The 15,991-nt window shown below is 64.3% G+C and carries 11 protein-coding genes and 1 pseudogene; 10 read left to right on the top strand and 2 right to left on the bottom strand.

What is annotated here, in order from left to right; all coding sequences use genetic code 11:
* Positions 1 to 69: 69 nt before the first annotated feature.
* The 8 genes and pseudogenes from ACI6S0_RS10070 to ACI6S0_RS10035 all read left to right on the top strand — a co-directional run bounded on the left by ACI6S0_RS10070 (position 70) and on the right by ACI6S0_RS10035 (position 10,729).
* Complete coding sequence (locus tag ACI6S0_RS10070; protein WP_434405717.1) at positions 70 to 1,557, top strand: aldehyde dehydrogenase family protein; 1,488 nt, start codon at positions 70 to 72, stop codon at positions 1,555 to 1,557.
* A complete protein-coding gene (locus ACI6S0_RS10065) occupies positions 1,554 to 2,360 on the top strand; it encodes a carboxymuconolactone decarboxylase family protein (protein ID WP_434405716.1) in 807 nt (268 codons plus the stop codon). Before ACI6S0_RS10070 ends, ACI6S0_RS10065 begins: the two co-directional genes overlap by 4 nt.
* Positions 2,357 to 3,112 (top strand): SDR family NAD(P)-dependent oxidoreductase, encoded by a 756-nt coding sequence (locus ACI6S0_RS10060; protein ID WP_434405715.1) that lies wholly within the window; start codon positions 2,357 to 2,359, stop codon positions 3,110 to 3,112. Before ACI6S0_RS10065 ends, ACI6S0_RS10060 begins: the two co-directional genes overlap by 4 nt.
* Complete coding sequence (locus tag ACI6S0_RS10055; RefSeq protein WP_434405714.1) at positions 3,109 to 3,918, top strand: NAD(P)-dependent oxidoreductase; 810 nt, start codon at positions 3,109 to 3,111, stop codon at positions 3,916 to 3,918. The genes ACI6S0_RS10060 and ACI6S0_RS10055 overlap by 4 nt, the downstream gene beginning before the upstream one ends.
* Positions 3,919 to 3,938: 20 nt before the next feature.
* Positions 3,939 to 4,724: an SDR family oxidoreductase gene (locus ACI6S0_RS10050; protein WP_313231359.1), complete on the top strand. Its 786-nt coding sequence runs from the start codon at positions 3,939 to 3,941 to the stop codon at positions 4,722 to 4,724.
* A 239-nt stretch (positions 4,725 to 4,963) separates the two neighbouring features.
* Positions 4,964 to 7,249: pseudogene (locus tag ACI6S0_RS10045) on the top strand (TonB-dependent receptor).
* Between the two features lie 99 nt (positions 7,250 to 7,348).
* Entirely contained in the window at positions 7,349 to 8,998 is a 1,650-nt protein-coding gene (locus tag ACI6S0_RS10040) for an amidohydrolase family protein (RefSeq protein ID WP_125999983.1), read from the top strand.
* Positions 8,999 to 9,037: 39 nt separating this feature from the next.
* Positions 9,038 to 10,729, top strand: coding sequence for an amidohydrolase family protein (locus ACI6S0_RS10035; protein ID WP_434405713.1), 1,692 nt, complete (start codon positions 9,038 to 9,040; stop codon positions 10,727 to 10,729).
* 42 nt (positions 10,730 to 10,771) lie between these two features.
* Here the strand turns inward: ACI6S0_RS10035 and ACI6S0_RS10030 are convergent, their stop codons facing one another.
* Positions 10,772 to 11,230 carry an Lrp/AsnC ligand binding domain-containing protein gene (locus ACI6S0_RS10030; RefSeq protein ID WP_017499923.1) on the bottom strand — a complete coding sequence of 153 codons (459 nt, stop codon included), beginning with the start codon at positions 11,228 to 11,230 and terminating at the stop codon, positions 10,772 to 10,774.
* A gap of 304 nt (positions 11,231 to 11,534) precedes the next feature.
* Between ACI6S0_RS10030 and ACI6S0_RS10025 the strand changes: the two genes are divergently transcribed.
* A complete protein-coding gene (locus ACI6S0_RS10025; RefSeq protein ID WP_434405922.1) occupies positions 11,535 to 13,949 on the top strand; it encodes a glucose/quinate/shikimate family membrane-bound PQQ-dependent dehydrogenase in 2,415 nt (804 codons plus the stop codon).
* Between the two features lie 92 nt (positions 13,950 to 14,041).
* Positions 14,042 to 15,340, top strand: a complete 1,299-nt coding sequence (locus ACI6S0_RS10020) for a carbohydrate porin (RefSeq protein WP_434405712.1) — start codon at positions 14,042 to 14,044, stop codon at positions 15,338 to 15,340.
* Between the two features lie 26 nt (positions 15,341 to 15,366).
* On the opposite strand, the gene ACI6S0_RS10015 is transcribed toward ACI6S0_RS10020, so the two are convergent.
* Positions 15,367 to 15,987: a TetR/AcrR family transcriptional regulator gene (locus tag ACI6S0_RS10015; protein ID WP_434405710.1), complete on the bottom strand. Its 621-nt coding sequence runs from the start codon at positions 15,985 to 15,987 to the stop codon at positions 15,367 to 15,369.
* Between the last annotated feature and the right edge of the window lie 4 nt (positions 15,988 to 15,991).

Here is a 15,991-nt window from a genome sequence, read left to right as displayed (position 1 = left end):
AACTCAAGAGTCGCCGCCCGGTTCTGGAGCCGTGCCGCTGCGCTTGCCGCGCCGCAAGAGGAGAGAGCCATGGCGTTCAGGGATCCTGTGATCGACGCATTGCCGCGTCACCCCAACATTATCGGCGGACAGCGCGCGGTGCCGACCGGCCCGGCGCGCCACCTCCATGTCTATCCCGGCACCGGCAAGGTGACGCAGGAACTAGCGTTGGCAGATGCCGAGGATGTCGACCGGGCCGCCGCCGCCGCGCGCAAGGTTTTCCCCGCATGGCGCGCGATGCCCGGCGACAAGAGGCGCGACCTGATGTTCCGTATCGCCGCCCTGCTGGAGGCGAAGTCGGCGGATTTCGCGCCCAGCCTGATCGCCGAAAATGGATCGGTGGCGATGGTGGCGCCCTATATGGGTTATGATGCGGCCCAGAAATTCCGCTATTTCGGCGGCTGGTGCGACAAGCTGCACGGGCGCACCATTCCGATGTGGGGCGCGCCGGCCCATGATTATGTCAGCTATGATCCCTATGGTGTGATCGGCATCATCGTGCCGTGGAACGGGCCGCTGTTCGCCGCGACCATGGTGCTGGCGCCGGTGCTGGCAGCGGGCAATTGCGTGGTGATCAAGGCACCGGAACTTGCCCCCTACAGCGTCATGCAACTGGTCGACCTGCTGCATGAGGCCGGCCTGCCGGATGGCGTCGTCAATCTGGTCACGGGCGGCGCCGATGTCGGCGCGGCGATGGTCAGCCATCCCGGCATCGACAAGATCGAATTCATCGGATCGGGCGCGACCGCGCGCCAGGTGCTGGCCAATGCGGCGCAGTCGCTCAAGCCCGTCGGCCTGGAACTGGGCGGCAAGTCTGCCGTGGTCGTGTTCGATGATGCCGACCTGATGCTCGCGGCGAAGAAGGGGCTGACTGGGGCGATTTCCTCCAATGGGCAGGGGTGCATCAATGGCACGCGGCTGCTGGTCCAGCGCGGCATTTATGACCGTTATCTCGACCTGATCGGGGCGATGGCGGGCCATGTGCAGTCGGGCGACCCGTTCGATCCCGCGACGGTGCTGGGGCCGGTGATCAGCCAGAATGCGCTCGACCGGATCAGCGGGATGGTGGCGCGCGGCGTCGCCGATGGCGGCCGGATCATCGCGGGCGGCCATCGGCTGGCCGGCGATTTTGCCGATGGTTTCTTCCTGCCGGTGACGATCCTGGCCGATGTACCGGACCGGTGCGAGATCGCCCAGAATGAGGTGTTCGGCCCGGTCCTGGTCGTGACCCCGTTCGAGGACGAGGAAGAGGCGATCGCGCTCGCCAACGGCACCGACTATGGTCTGGGCGCCTATGTCCACACGCAGAATTTGCGCCGCGCCCATCATATGGCGCGCGAGCTGCAGGCGGGCATGATCCATGTGAACGGTTCGGGTGAGGCGATGCAGCCCAATTGTCCTTTCGGCGGCTTCAAGAAGAGCGGTCATGGTCGGCTGGGCGGGGTCGAGGGCCTGCATGAATTCCTCCAGCCCAAGAATGTGTGGATGAGCATGGCCGCGCCGGAGGGCGGGCAATGACCCTGTGTGATCCCGCAGCGCGCAGCGCACTCGGCGATAGGCTTCAGGCCGAACTGACGGGGCGAGATGGAGCCGCGCCGCAATCACCGGTGGCGGAAAGCTGGCGCGATTTCATCTATGCCGAAATCTGGTCGCGTCCAGGGTTGGATCGGCGCGCGCGCTTCCTGATCGCGCTGGCTTCGGCGGTCGGCGCCGATGCGCCTGTGGACCGGCTGGACGGCTATGTCCGTGGGGCACTGACGACCGGCGCGCTGACCCAGGCCGAATTGCGCGAGGCGGCGCTGCATGTCGCGGTCTATTCCGGCTGGGACAAGGGCGGGGCGATCGACGCTGCGATCGACCGGATCGAGGCAGAGAAGGGGCTGGCGCCGGCTGTGCTGGCGCCAATCCGGCACGAACCCTGGGATGCGCAACAGCGCATGGAGCAGGGCTTTGCCGAATTTCGCGCGGTGATGACCTTTGACGGCCCGCGCGTCGGCAATGGCCTGCCCTATCTGCAGGATGGCATATTGAACTTCGTGTTCGGCGAAATGTGGTGCCGGCCGGGCCTCGACCAGCGGTCGCGCCGCTTCCTCACGCTGGTGGGCGTCGCGGATTCCGCGGCCACCGTACCGATCGCCAGCCATTTCCATGCTGCGATGGCGAGCGGCAACTGCACCGCCGCCGAACTCAACGAATTCGTCCTCCAATATGCGGTCCATGCCGGCTGGCCCAAGGCGTCGGTGGTCCAGGGCGTGGTGCTGGAAATGGCCGGGAAGGTCTCCAAGGGCCTGGCCTGGAACGAGCGGGAGCAAGGGCGATGAGCATCGCGATCGACATGCACGGCAAGGTGGCGTTGGTGACTGGCGCGGCTTCAGGCCTTGGCCGCGCGACGGCGGTGAAACTGGCACAGGCCGGCGCCCGGCTGTGGTTGGTGGACGTCAATGCGGAAGGGGTGGCCGAAACGCTGAGCCTGCTTCCTGAAGGCGAGCATCAGACGGCGGTTGTCGATCTGGCCGATCCTGACGCTTGCCGTGCCACCGTCGATGCGGCTGTCACCCATTTCGGCCAGATCGATGCGCTGTGCAATATCGCCGGCCTCATCTATCTCGCCAATTCGCCCGACATGCCCAAGCCGCTGTGGGACAAGACGCTGGCGGTCAATCTGACCGCGCCCTTCCTGCTGTCGCAGGCGGCAATCCCGCATCTGCTGAAGGCGAATGGCGCGATCGTGAATGTCGTTTCCTCGGCCGCCTTCATCGGCGAGGCTTATGCCGCCGCCTATTGCGCGTCGAAAGCCGGCCTCCTCAACCTCACCAAGGCGATGGCGATGGAGTATCAGAAGCAGCCGATCCGCATCAACGCCGTCGCGCCCGGTGGCATGATGACCAATATCGCCACCAATTTCCGGCCGCCCGAAGGCTGTGACTTCGAATTGCTCAAGCGCTTTTCCGGCATGCGCGGCACAGTCGAGGTCGATGATGTCGCCGACATGGTCGCACTGCTCGCCTCGCCGGCCGGGCGTGGCTTCCACGGCAATTGCATCTCGATCGATGCCGGGATCACCGCAGGATGAGCGGGATGGAACGGATCGGCTTCATCGGCCTGGGTAGTCAGGGCGGTCCCATAGCCGAACGGATCGCGGCCGCCGGCTATCCGCTCACGCTCTGGGCCCGTCGCCCGGATGCGCTGGCGCCCTTTCTCGAAAAGGGCGCCACAGCAGCGCCGGACATCGCGACATTGGGGGCGTCCTGCGATCATGTCGGCATCTGTGTGGTCGATGACGCCGGCGTGGCCGATATCGTCGAGCAATTATTGCCCGCGATGCGACCGCGCAGCCGGATCGTCATTCATTCGACCATATTGCCCGAACATTGCGTGGCGCTGGCCGAACGCTGCGCGGAACACGGTGTCGCCTTCCTCGATGCGCCGGTCAGCGGCGGCGGCCCGGCCGCGGCGGCCGGCACCTTGACCCTGATGTGCGGTGGTGCGGTCGATGTCTTCGAGGCCGCCCGGCCGGTGCTGGAAAGCTTTGGCGGCCTGATCGTGCGGATGGGCGATGTCGGCGCCGGGCAACGGGCGAAGATCGTCAACAACGCGCTGATGGCGGCCAATATGGGGCTGGCCCATGCCGCGATGGAGGCGGGCAGGGCGCTGGACCTGGATGGCGCAGCCCTGCGCGACCTCATCAAGGCGAGCAGCGGTCGGAGCTTCGGCTTCGAGGTCTATGCCCGCCTGCCGACGCCCGGCGCCTTTGCCCATGGCGCGCCGCTGCTGCGCAAGGATGTCGGTCTGCTGATGGCCAGCCTGCCCGAAGATGCCGGTGCCGAGGCTCTGTCCCGCGCCGCCATGCCTTTTCTCTCCGCCGCCTGCGGCGACTGACCTTTTCAGGAGACCCAATCATGTCCTTCACCCTTGATCAGTTCCGCCTAGACGGCAAAGTCGCGATCGTCACTGGCGCCGGCGGGCGCGGCAACTCCATCGGCCGGGCCTATGCGCTGGGGCTGGCGGCGGCCGGTGCCGCAGTCGTCGTCGCTGACCTCAATGGCGAAGGCGCGCAGGCGGTGGCCGACGAGATTGTGGCCGGTGGCGGCCGCGCCATTGCCGTCAAGGTCGATGTGGCTGATGAGGCATCGACGCTGGCCATGGCGACGACGGCGAGTGATGCCTTTGGCGGCGTCGACATCCTCATCAACAATGCCGCGCTGATGGTCGATATCAGCTACGACAATATCGAAGCCGTCAGCCTCGACGCCTGGAACCGGGCCTTTGCGGTCAATCTCAATGGTGCGCTGCTCTGTGCCCGCGCGGTGATCCCTTCGATGCGGGCGCGTGGTGGCGGACGGATCATCAACCAGACGTCGGGCGGTGCCTTTCCGGCGACGGGCCTCTACGGCATTTCCAAGCTGGCGCTGGTGGGCCTCACGACGACGCTCGCCAAGCAACTGGGCAAGGACAATATCACCAGCAATGCGATCGCGCCGGGCAATGTCACTTCGGACGCCGGCAAGATGCTGGTGCCCGACGATTCTCCGTTCATCCAGTTCCTGCAGATGAGTTGCGCACTGCGCCCGCGCGGCGAGCCGGATGAACTGGTCGGCACGGCCCTGCTGCTCTGTTCTGACGCGGGGCGCTGGATTACAGGCCAGACGATCCATGTTGATGGCGGATGGGTGTTGCGCCCTTGAACAGGGGCGGGGCGTCATGGCACAAATTCCGATCAGGCCATGATGCCCGTTGCCGGATCAGCGCCCGCGATTCCTGTTCGCAAGATCATCGGCATTTTACCGTAATTACCGAATAATCTGCGGATTATTTCCAAAATCGTCAAATGTTACGAAACACATTCGGCCGCCCCCTTGATACCGTTTCCTCCAGAAAAGAACAGAAATGTGGCGAGGAAAACAAATAAAAACAGGGGGTTTTTATGTTGTCATCTCACAAGGGTCGCCTTTTCAAGCTGTTGAAGGCCGGCAGTGCATTATCCTGCATGGTCGCCATGGCTGGCGGCGTAGCGCAGGCCCAGGAACAGGATCAGGGCGAAATCGTCGTTACCGCGCTCAAGCGCAACACCCGCGTTCAGGACACGCCGATCGCCATTACCGCGGTCACCGGCGCCAGCCTGGAAGCGGCCGGCACCAGCAGCTTTACCGAACTGACCCGCGATACGCCCAGCCTGCGCATCGTCGATGGCGGTCCCGGCAACCGCCGCGTCATCCTGCGCGGCGTGACCGCGGCCGGCGAACCGACGGTCGGCGTCTATTATGACGAAGCGCCGGTATCCGGCTCGGTCGGCACCACCAGCGACGCCGCCGGCGCCACGCCCGATTTCCGCATCTTCGACGTGGAGCGCGCCGAAGTGCTGCGCGGCCCTCAGGGCACGCTCTACGGTTCCGGTTCGATGGGCGGCACGCTGCGCATCATCTTCAACAAGCCCAAGACCGACAAGATCGAGGCGGCCTTTGCCAGCACCATGTCGGCGGTCGAGGGCGGATCGATGGGCGCGTCCTTCGACGGGATGCTGAACGTCCCGCTGATCGAGGACAAGCTGGCCATCCGCATCGTCGGCAACGCCACCCAGGTCGCGGGCTATGTCGACAACAGCTATTATGGCTACAAGAATATCAACGATCCCTACACCTATGGCGGCCGCATCATGCTGCGCTTCACGCCGACCGAGGCGCTGACGCTGGACCTGAGCGCCAATTACGAGAAGGCGGCCGGTGAATCGCCGCGCTGGTATGCCGAAACCGGCAAGCGCTGGACCACGGACGCGCGATCGGAATCGGGCAATTACGACACCAACCGCATCTATAATGCGACGCTCAACTATGATTTCGGCCCGGTCGTGCTGACCGCCATCACCACCTACACCGACCGCGACCGCATTGTCGTCGGCGATGTCAGCGATACGTTCAACGGCCGCGATACCGCCGCCCGCTGCCAGACCTATCGCGGCAATGGTGCGGCCTGCTCCGCCGACGTGCTGGCCGATTATCTGTCCGACACCCGCGCCCTGCTGTCGTCCAGCCTGTATCAGCCGCAATCGGTCAAGAACTGGCTCAACGAAATCCGCCTGAGTTCGACCGGGGATGGCCCGCTCAACTGGACCGTCGGCCTGTTCAGCGAGGACCGCAAGACGGTGGTGCGCTCGACCCTGCTCAAGGCCGATCCGGACACTGGCTTCCTCTACGATCCGGACGATATCGCCAATCTCGCCTATGATCGCACCATCAACGACAAGCTGAAGCAGAAGGCGGTCTTCGCCGAAATCTCCTACAAGCTGTTCGACAAGCTGACGCTGACCGCAGGCGCGCGCTATTATGATTATAAGAAGACGGTCGGCGGCCGGATCGACATGGGCTAGGAACATTATGCGTCGGTCGTGACGCCCTATACCGAAGCCAAGTCGTCCGAGGACGGCGTGCTCACCAAGTTCAACATCTCCTATCAGGCGACCCCCGATGTGATGGTCTATGCCCAGGCCGCGCAGGGCTTCCGGCCCGGCGGCGTCAACCAGGTGATCGGCCTGTCGGCGGCGCTGGCCGCCTACACATCGGACAGCCTGTGGAATTATGAGCTGGGCTTCAAGAGCAAGATCCTGCCGCGCACCTATCTCAATATGGCGACCTACCAGATCGACTGGAGCAACATGCAGGTGTCGGCCCGCACAGCGGGCACCGGCTCGGTCTTCGGCCTCATCTCCAACGTCGGCGCGGCCCGCATTCGCGGCGTCGAGGCGGAATTCTCCACCGAGATTGCCGGCATCAGCTTCAGCGCCAATGGTTCCTACACCGATGCCAAGTTGACCGAGGACCAGGTCAGCACCATCGTCGTGGCATCGGGCCGCAAGGGCGACCGGATCGCCAATGTGCCGAAATGGAATTTCGGCGGATCGGCCGAATATAAGCATATGCTGACCGATGCCATGGATGCCGTCATCCGCACCGATGTCACCTATAATGGCAGTTCCTACAGCACGATCAGCCCGACCGACACCTATCGGCGCCGGCTGGACGATTATACGCTGACCAATCTGCGCCTGGGCGTGCAGGCCAGCGACAACAACTGGGGCGCCCATTTCTTCGTGAACAATCTGTTCAACGAACTGGCGGTGGTCAGCTCCAGCTCCAGCAGCAACACCGGCGGCAAGACGGTGGTGTTTACCGCGCCGCCGCGCACCTACGGCATCAACCTCACCAAGAAGTTCTGATCGCCTGGCACGGAGGCGGCCTTGTCGGTCGCCTCCCTTTTCGGGGGCCTTATGGCGGTCCCATGATCGACACAGGGGGATGATATGTTCAAGCGACACATGTGTTTCGCCGGCCTTTCACTGCTCGCGCTGGTTGCCGGAGGGGCGATCGCCCAGCCAGCCAAGGCGCCCGTGGAAGCGGTCAAGCCCCGCGCCGGCGCCAATCCCGCACCGGCGCGCGCTGCCGGCGAAGGCGCCGGCCCGTTCCGCAAGATGGTGATCCGCGGCGTCACGCTGATCGACGGCAGCGGCGCGCCGCCGCGCGGACCGGTCGACATCGTCATCGAAAATGACGTCATCGCCGACATATTGCCGGCCGGCACGCCGGGCCTGCCGTTCAAGCAGGGACGCGCACCGACCGACGCCGATTATGAACTGGACGCGACCGGCATGTTCGTGACGCCCGGCTTCATCGACATGCATGTCCATGGATCCACTGACGACAAGGCGCCGGACCTGTCCTATTCCTACAAGCTGTGGCTCGCCCATGGCGTCACCACGGTGCGTGGCGTCGACCTCGCCCCCATGGAAGTGTCCCTGAGCGAACGGGCACGCTCCGCCCGTAACGAGATCGTCGCGCCGCGCATCTTCGCCTATCAGCGGCCGGGTCAGGGCAAGGGCTGGACCGGCGGCCGCACCAATACGCCCGAAAAGGCCCGCGCCTGGGTGCAATGGGCGGCCAAGCAGGGGATCGACGGCATCAAGCTGCTGGACGATCCGGACCAGCCGCCCGAAGTGATGGCCGCCATCATGGACGAGGCGAAGAAGCTGAAGCTGGGCACCACGGCGCATCTCTCCCAGATCGGCGTGGGCCGCATGAATGCCGAACAGGCCGGCGACGCGGGCCTTGGCACCGTCACCCATTTCTACGGCCATTTCGAATCCCTGCTGAAAAATGGCCCGGTCCAGAACTGGCCGGTCGACTATAATTATGCCGACGAGCAGGATCGGTTTGGCAATGTCGCCAATCTGGCGGAAGAAAGCGTCGAGCCGGGATCAGACCGTTGGTGGGCCTATCTGGAGCATCAGAAGGCCAATCATGTCACCTTCGATCCGACCATGACCATCTATGCCGCCGGCCGCGATCTGATGCTGGCGCGCAATGCCGACTGGCACGACAAATATACCATGCCGCAGCTGTGGAATTTCTACATGTCCTCGCGCGAGAACCACGGCTCCTATTTCTACGACTGGACCACCGCGATCGAGGTGAAGTGGCGGAATTTCTACCACAAATATATGCGCCTGATTAACGACTACAAGAATATCGGCGGGCGCGTGACCACCGGGTCGGATTCCGGATTCATCTTCAAGCCCTATGGCTTTGGCTATGTCCAGGAACTGGAGTTGCTGCAGGAAGCGGGCTTCAATCCGTCACAGGTGATCCAGTCGGCGACGCTGAACGGCGCGCTGACGCTCTATGATCCCAGGGGCGAAGTGCCGCCGATCGGCACGGTTCGCGTCGGCAAGCTGGCGGACCTTGTCATCCTCAAGGAAAATCCGCTGCAGAATTTCAAGACGCTCTACGGCACCGGCACGCTGCGCCTCAACGAACAGACCCAGCGGCTCGAACGGGTCGGCGGCGTCAGCTACACGGTCAAGGACGGCATCGTCTATGACGCGAAGAAATTGCTGGCGGATGTCGCGGACATGGTCGTTGCGGAGAAGCGGCGCATGGGCATGCCGGAACAGGGGCTGCCCCATCCCTGACGGGGCGGGGCATCATAATTCAACAGGGACGGGAAAAGAATGAAGAACAAGATGCTGATCCGGTCGGGCCTTGCTGCGCTCGCCCTCATGACGGTCGCCAGCGCCTCCCAGGCGCATGATCCGGACGAATGGTATGTCGGCGGCGCGGCCGGCATCGTCAATGGCAAGAAGCCGACCTTCGTGCCCGCGCCGGCACGCGGCAGCGCTGACAATGTCGGTCCCTTCCGCAAGCTGGTGATCCGTGGCGTGACCCTGATCGACGGCACCGGCGCGCCGCCGCGTGGCCCTTATGACATCGTGGTGGAAGGGAACAAGATCACCGCCATCACCCAGGCCGGCTGGCCCGGCCTGCCACAGGCGAAGGGGCGTGCGCCGACCGACGCCGATTATGAAATCGACGCGACCGGCATGTATGTGATGCCCGGCTTCAACGACATGCATGTCCACACCCCCGCCAGCGACAAGGCGCCCGACATGAGCTATGCCTATAAGCTGTGGCTGGCCCATGGCGTGACCACGGTGCGCGGCGTGCCGCTCGCCGATCCGGTCGTCGCCAGTTCGGAGAAGAACCGCTCCGCCGCCAACGAGATCGCGGCGCCGCGCATCTTCAACTACCAGACGCTGGGCGCCGGCTGGGACGGCGGGCCGATCGACAGCCCAGACAAGGCGCGCGCCTGGGTCAAATGGGCCGCCGCGCACAATATCGACGGCATCAAATTCTTCAATCGCCCCGAGGAAACGCCGCAGATCATCGCCGCCGCCATTGACGAGGCGCACAAGAACAAGATGGGCACCACGGCCCATCTGTCACAGACCGGCGTCGCCAATTTCAACGCCTATGACGCGGCCGAGGCGGGGCTGGATACCGTCACCCATTATTATGGCCATTTCGAATCCCTGCTGAAGGATGGGACGATCCAGCGCTTTCCGTCCGACTATGACTATAACAACGAACAGCATCGCTTTGGCGAGGTGGCAGAAATCTGGAACCAGACGGTCGAGCCGGAATCCGAACGCTGGTGGGATTATCTGAAGCATCAGAAGGAGAAGCATGTCACCTTCGACCCGACGATGAACATCTATGCCGCGTCCCGCGACCTGATGCGGGCGCGCAATGCCGACTGGCAGAATCTCTACACCACGCCCCAGCTTTGGGCCTATTTCCAGTCGACCCGCGACAATCACGGCTCCTATTTCTACGACTGGGGGACCGAGAACGAGTTTGCGTGGAAGAAATTCTACAATAACTATTTCAAGCTGGTGAACGACTATAAGAATATTGGCGGCCGGGTGACGGTCGGCACCGATTCCGGCTTCATCTACAAGGTCTATGGCTTCGCCTATATCGAGGAGCTGGAACTGCTGCGCGAAGCCGGCTTCTCGCCGCTGGAAATCATGCGCTCGGCCACCATGTGGGGTTCGCAGACCCTCTATGAGCCCAAGGGCATGGCGCCGCCGACCGGCGTGCTGCGCGTCGGCATGCTGGCTGACATGGTCATCACCAAGGAAAACCCGCTGGCCAATCTCAAGACGCTCTATGGCACCGGTCATTCGCGCCTGAACCCGGAAACCAACAAGCAGGAAATGGTCGGCGGCGTCAGCTACACGATCAAGGACGGCATCGTCTATGATGCCAAGAAGCTGCTGGCCGAAGTGGCCGAGATGGTGAAGGCGGAAAAGGCGCGCACCGGCCAGGCTGGCGCCGGCCCGGCCAATCCCAACGCCATGTAATGGATCGAAAGCGGCGCTCTGGGAAAGGGCGCCGCTTTCATGTCATAGCGGCAGCGCCGTCGTCGACTTGACCTCTTCCAGCACCGCATAGGTCCGCGTCTCGCGCACGCCGGGCATGTCGACCAGTTCCTCGGCCAGGAATTTCCGATAGGCGGCCATGTCCTTCATCCGGACCTTGATCAGATAGTCGAAGCCGCCGGCCACCATATGGCATTCCAATATGTCCCGCTGCCGCCGCGTCGCTTCGGCAAACTGGCGGAAGATGTCGCCGGTGGTGCGGTTGAGCAGCACTTCGATGAAGATCAGCAGCGGCCGCTGGTTGAGGTGCGGGTCGAGCAGCGCGACATAGGAAGAGATATAGCCATTGTCGCGCAGCTTGCGCGTCCGGTCGAAACAGGCCGATGGCGAGAGGTTGCAATGCTTGGCCAGATCCTGGTTGGTTATGCGACCGTCGATCTGAAGCTTGTTCAATATCTTCCGGTCAGTTTCGTCCAGGTTCATCGAAACCCCCAAAACGCTAGCAGTTGGCCAAACCTCAACGATATCTGTGCAAGTCGCGGAAAATGCTGGGCTGCGATCCCATGGGCTCATGTCGGGGATAACGTATCGCTGTGGGAAACCCTCAGCGGCATCGCACGTCCCTCGCGGGATTTGCGCCCAACTTGCCAGCGAGGCAGGAGTGTACTAAATGGTACACAATGTCGCAGCCGTCAGGGCTGGGCGACTCGATCGGCCTGTGGACCCGTGGGCACCGCTCTCCGACGACCATAAGAGATGAAGGAGGTGCCGCGTGTCAGGCACGAAAATGCACGGCCAGCCGCTCGTTCGCGGTTGGCTGCTTCTGTTGGGGGCGGTGATCCTTGCCGCTGGCCTCTTTTTCGCCATCGGCGGCGGCAAGCTCGTCAGCTTGGGCGGCAGTCCCTATTTCCTGATCGCCGGCATCGCGCTGGTCCTCGCGGGCGGCCTCATTGCCCTGCGCAAGGCCAGCGGCGGTCTGCTCTTCGGTGCCACCTTCCTGCTTACGGTCCTCTGGGCGCTGTGGGAAGTCGGCTTCAGCTTCTGGCCGCTCATTTCCCGCCTGTTGGCGATGGGTGTCGGCGCGACCGTCGTTGCGCTCTCCTATCCGCTGCTGTGGCGCGGCGACGGTTCTGCGCCCGCCTGGCGGCCTGCATTGCTGATGGCAACGCTGGTCGGCCTGGGTTCGGCGGCCGGTGCGGCCGGCATGTTCATGGTCCATCCGACCGTGCCCTTTGCCGGGCAGGTGGCATCGCTGGTGCCGGTCGATCCGGCGCGCGAGCAGAAGGACTGGACCGCCTATGGCAACACGCCCGGCGGCAGCCGCTTCGTCGCGCTCGACCAGATCACCCGCGACAATGTGAACAAGCTCAAGGTCGCCTGGACCTATCGCACCGGTGACGTAGCGCAGAGCGACGGCAATGGCGCCGAGGACCAGAATACCCCGCTGCAGGTCGGCGACACCCTGTTCATCTGCACCCCGCATAACAATGTCATCGCCCTCGACGCCGATACCGGGCGCGAGAAGTGGAAGACGCTGATCAATGCCAAGGCGTCGGTCTGGATGCGCTGCCGGGGCCTTGCCTATTTCGACGCCCATGCGCCGATCCAGCAGCCCAGCCTGCCCGGCGCAACGCCGGTGACGGCAGCTACCGTGCCGGCCGGCGCCGCCTGCCAGCGCCGCATCCTGATGAACACCATCAATGCCGAACTGATTGCGCTCGATGCCGACACCGGCAAGTTCTGCGCCGATTTCGGCACCAACGGCCGGGTCGACCTGAAGGCCGGCCTCGGCGATGCGCCCGATCCCCAATATCAGCTCACCTCCGCGCCGACGCTGGCGGGCACGACCGTCGTCGTCGGTGGCCGTGTCGCCGACAATGTGCAGGTCGACATGCCGGGCGGCGTGATGCGCGGCTTCGACGTCATCACGGGCAAGCTGCGCTGGGCCTTCGATCCGGGCAATCCGGCGATCACCGGCGCGCCGCCGGCGGGCAAGAGCTATGCCCGATCGACCCCCAATGTCTGGGCCGCCATGTCCTATGATCCCGCGTCCAACACCGTGTTCATGCCGGTCGGCAGCGCCTCGGTCGATCTCTATGGCGTCACCCGCAGCGCCCTCGATCATAAATATGGCGCGTCGATGCTGGCGCTCGACGCCACCACCGGCCGTGAGAAATGGCATTTCCAGACGGTCCATAACGACCTGTGGGACTTCGACCTGCCGATGCAGCCGAGCTTCGTCGACTTCCCCGTCGATGCCGCCCGCAAGGTGCCGGCTTTGGTCTTTGGCACCAAGGCGGGCCAAGTCTATGTGCTCGATCGCGCCACCGGCAAGCCGCTCACCGACGTCAAGGAAGTGCCGGTCAAGCCCGCGAACATTCCGGACGAACCCTATTCGCCGACCCAGCCCAGGTCGCTCGGCATGCCGCAGATCGGGGTCGGCCCGCTGACCGAAGCGGACATGTGGGGCGCCACTCCGTTCGACCAGCTGCTCTGCCGCATCGCCTTCAAGGGCATGCGCTATGAAGGGCTTTACACCGCGCCGGGCACCGACAAGTCGCTGAGCTTCCCCGGATCGCTGGGCGGCATGAACTGGGGCGGCATCTCGACCGATCCGACGAGCGGCACCATCTTCGTCAACGACATGCGGCTGGGCTTGTGGGTGCAGATGTTCCCGCAGACGGCGGCGCAGAAGGGGCAGTCGGGCAGCGCGGGCGAGGCGGTCAATACCGGCATGGGCAGCGTTCCGCTGAAGGGCACGCCCTATTCGGTGGTGAAGGATCGCTTCCTGTCGGCGCTGGGCATTCCCTGTCAGGCGCCGCCCTATGGCACGCTGACCGCGATCGACCTCAAGAGCCGGGCCATCAAGTGGCAGGTGCCGGTAGGCACGGTGCGTGACACCGGGCCGATGGGGATCCGCATGGGCTTGCCAATCCCGATCGGCATGCCGACGCTGGGGGGCACGCTGGCGACGCAGGGCGGCTTGGTCTTCATCGCCGGCACGCAGGACTTCTATCTGCGCGCCTTCAACGCGGCGACCGGTGCGGAAGTGTGGAAGGCCCGCCTACCGGTCGGCAGCCAGGGCGGCCCGATGAGCTACAAGTCGCCCAAGAGCGGCAAACAATATGTCGTCGTGACTGCGGGCGGTGCGCGCCAGTCGCCCGACCGGGGCGATTATGTGATCGCCTACACGCTGCGCTGAACCATGGGCGGGGCGGCCCGGCGCCGCTCCGCCTGCCTATCGTCATCTATCATGTCACCGCTCGCAGATGTGCCGCGCGGAAGGGAGGGGCTTTGGCCCAACATCTTCACCTCCATGCCCGCCTGACCCTGGCGACGTTGCTGACCCTGCTGCCGGTTGCGGGCGCCCATGCGCAGGAGGTTGCGCCGGAAAGGCCGGTGACGGCCCCGCGCGAGACGCTGACCGGCGACTGGGGCGGGCTGCGCACGCGGCTGAAGCAGGCTGGCGTCACTGTGCGCGCGGACTATGTCGGCGAAGCCTTTGCCGCGGTCGATGGCGGCCAGCGGCAGGGCAGCGCCTATACCCAGCAATTACGCGCCAGCCTCGATTTCGACATGGACCGGATTGTCGGCATCTCTGGCGGCATCGCGCATGTCACCATCAACGACCGGCGCGGCGTCGGCCTCTCTTCCGACATTGTCGGCAATCGCCTGCCGATCCAGGAGGCGGCCGGCGGCAATTATACCCGTCTGTCGGAACTCAGCTACGAACAGAATATCGCCAATGGCCGGCTCAACCTGCGCCTGGGCTATTTTGCCATGGGCAATGATCTGGGCGGGATGATCCTGGGCTGCAATTTCGTCAATGCGGCCTTCTGTGCCCATCCGTTGTCGGAATCGGGCAATAGCGGCTGGTATAATTATCCCAATGCCCGCTGGGGCGCGGCGGTGCGCTATCGCATCCGGCCGGATCTGGCGCTGCGCACCGGCGTCTATCAGGTCAATCCCCGTCTCAACGATCCCGACAATGCCTTCCGTCCCTTTGCCGGCGGCACGACCGGCGTATTGCTGCCGCTGGAGCTGGAATATGATCCCGGCATCGCGCCGGGCAGCGATGTGCTGCCGGGCCATTACAAGCTCGGCGCCTATTATGACACGTCGCGCGCCGCGCGGCGCGGCGAGCAGGGCATGTTGCGGGGCCGCTATGGCGTCTATGCGCTGGCCGACCAGATGATCCTGCGCGAAGGAACGGGCAATCGCGGCCTCTCCATCTTCGCCCAGTTCACCGCCAATCCGGAGGCATCGGCCCAGATCACCCACTGGTATGCCGCCGGGCTGGTCAAGACCGGCACCTTTGCAGGGCGGGACGCCGACAGCATCTCGATCGGCATCGTCCATGCGCAGGTCAATCCGCGCCTGCGCCGCGCCGAGGCCGATGCGCAGGCTATTCCCGGCGGTTATGCCGCGCTGCCGGTGGGCGAGACCGCGATCGAAATGAGCTATGGCATCCAGTTGCGGCGCTGGCTCAGCATCCGGCCGGACGTCCAATATATTCTCGATCCCGGCGCCTTTTCCTACCGCCGCACCAATGATGCGCTGGCGCTGGGCGGCCAGGTCAAGATGCAGTTCTGATCCGGTCCATGGTCCCGGCCCAGCCTTCAGCCTTCTGCCCGGCAGTAGCGCAGTACATTGTCGATCACCTGCGCGCGGCGCCGCTCGGCTGCCGCTTCGCTGGTCATGTCGACGCCGAAGATCGCGTGGAAGCTGTGACGGTTGGACACGAAGTAGAAGGCGAGGGCGCTGATCGTCATGTGCAGGTCGACGGCGTCCAGTCCGGGGCGGAAGCTGCCATCGGCAATGCCGCGATCGATCAGTGCCTGGGTCTTGGGCAGGACGATCTCATTATGCCCTTGCGAAATCTCGCCGACATGCGGGCCGCCCCGGATATTCTCGTCCATCACCAGCCGCACCAGTTCGGGATGGTTGAAATGATAGTCGAAGGTGAGGGCGGTCAGCCGCTCCAGCGCGGCGAGCGGCGGCAGGTCGCCCAGTTCGGCCTCCAGTTCGGCCGATCTGATACCGCGATAGGCCTCGGTCAGGACCGCGCGATACAGCCCGTCCTTGCTGCCGAAATGATAATAGATCATCCGTTTGGACGTCGCGGTCGCCGCCGCGATCTCGTCCACCCGCGCGCCGGCATAGCCTTTTTCCGCGAAATGCTGGGTCGCGATCGCGACGATGTCGCGCCGGTTGCGTTCGGTGAAATTCTGCTTGTCCACGCCT

The sequence above is a fragment of the Sphingobium sp. DN12 genome (assembly GCF_051058005.1).
In the GTDB taxonomy this organism is placed as follows: domain Bacteria; phylum Pseudomonadota; class Alphaproteobacteria; order Sphingomonadales; family Sphingomonadaceae; genus Sphingobium; species Sphingobium yanoikuyae.
This window is presented reverse-complemented; position numbering and strand designations above follow the sequence as displayed.

Coding starts and splice junctions, on each gene's coding strand:
- ACI6S0_RS10025 (WP_434405922.1), top strand. CDS start 11,535: ATGCACGGCCAGCCGCTCGTTCGCGGTTGGCTGCTTCTGTTGGGGGCG.
- ACI6S0_RS10035 (WP_434405713.1), top strand. CDS start 9,038: ATGAAGAACAAGATGCTGATCCGGTCGGGCCTTGCTGCGCTCGCCCTC.
- ACI6S0_RS10050 (WP_313231359.1), top strand. CDS start 3,939: ATGTCCTTCACCCTTGATCAGTTCCGCCTAGACGGCAAAGTCGCGATC.
- ACI6S0_RS10060 (WP_434405715.1), top strand. CDS start 2,357: ATGAGCATCGCGATCGACATGCACGGCAAGGTGGCGTTGGTGACTGGC.
- ACI6S0_RS10070 (WP_434405717.1), top strand. CDS start 70: ATGGCGTTCAGGGATCCTGTGATCGACGCATTGCCGCGTCACCCCAAC.
- ACI6S0_RS10030 (WP_017499923.1), bottom strand. CDS start 11,230: ATGAACCTGGACGAAACTGACCGGAAGATATTGAACAAGCTTCAGATC.
- ACI6S0_RS10055 (WP_434405714.1), top strand. CDS start 3,109: ATGAGCGGGATGGAACGGATCGGCTTCATCGGCCTGGGTAGTCAGGGC.
- ACI6S0_RS10065 (WP_434405716.1), top strand. CDS start 1,554: ATGACCCTGTGTGATCCCGCAGCGCGCAGCGCACTCGGCGATAGGCTT.
- ACI6S0_RS10040 (WP_125999983.1), top strand. CDS start 7,349: ATGTGTTTCGCCGGCCTTTCACTGCTCGCGCTGGTTGCCGGAGGGGCG.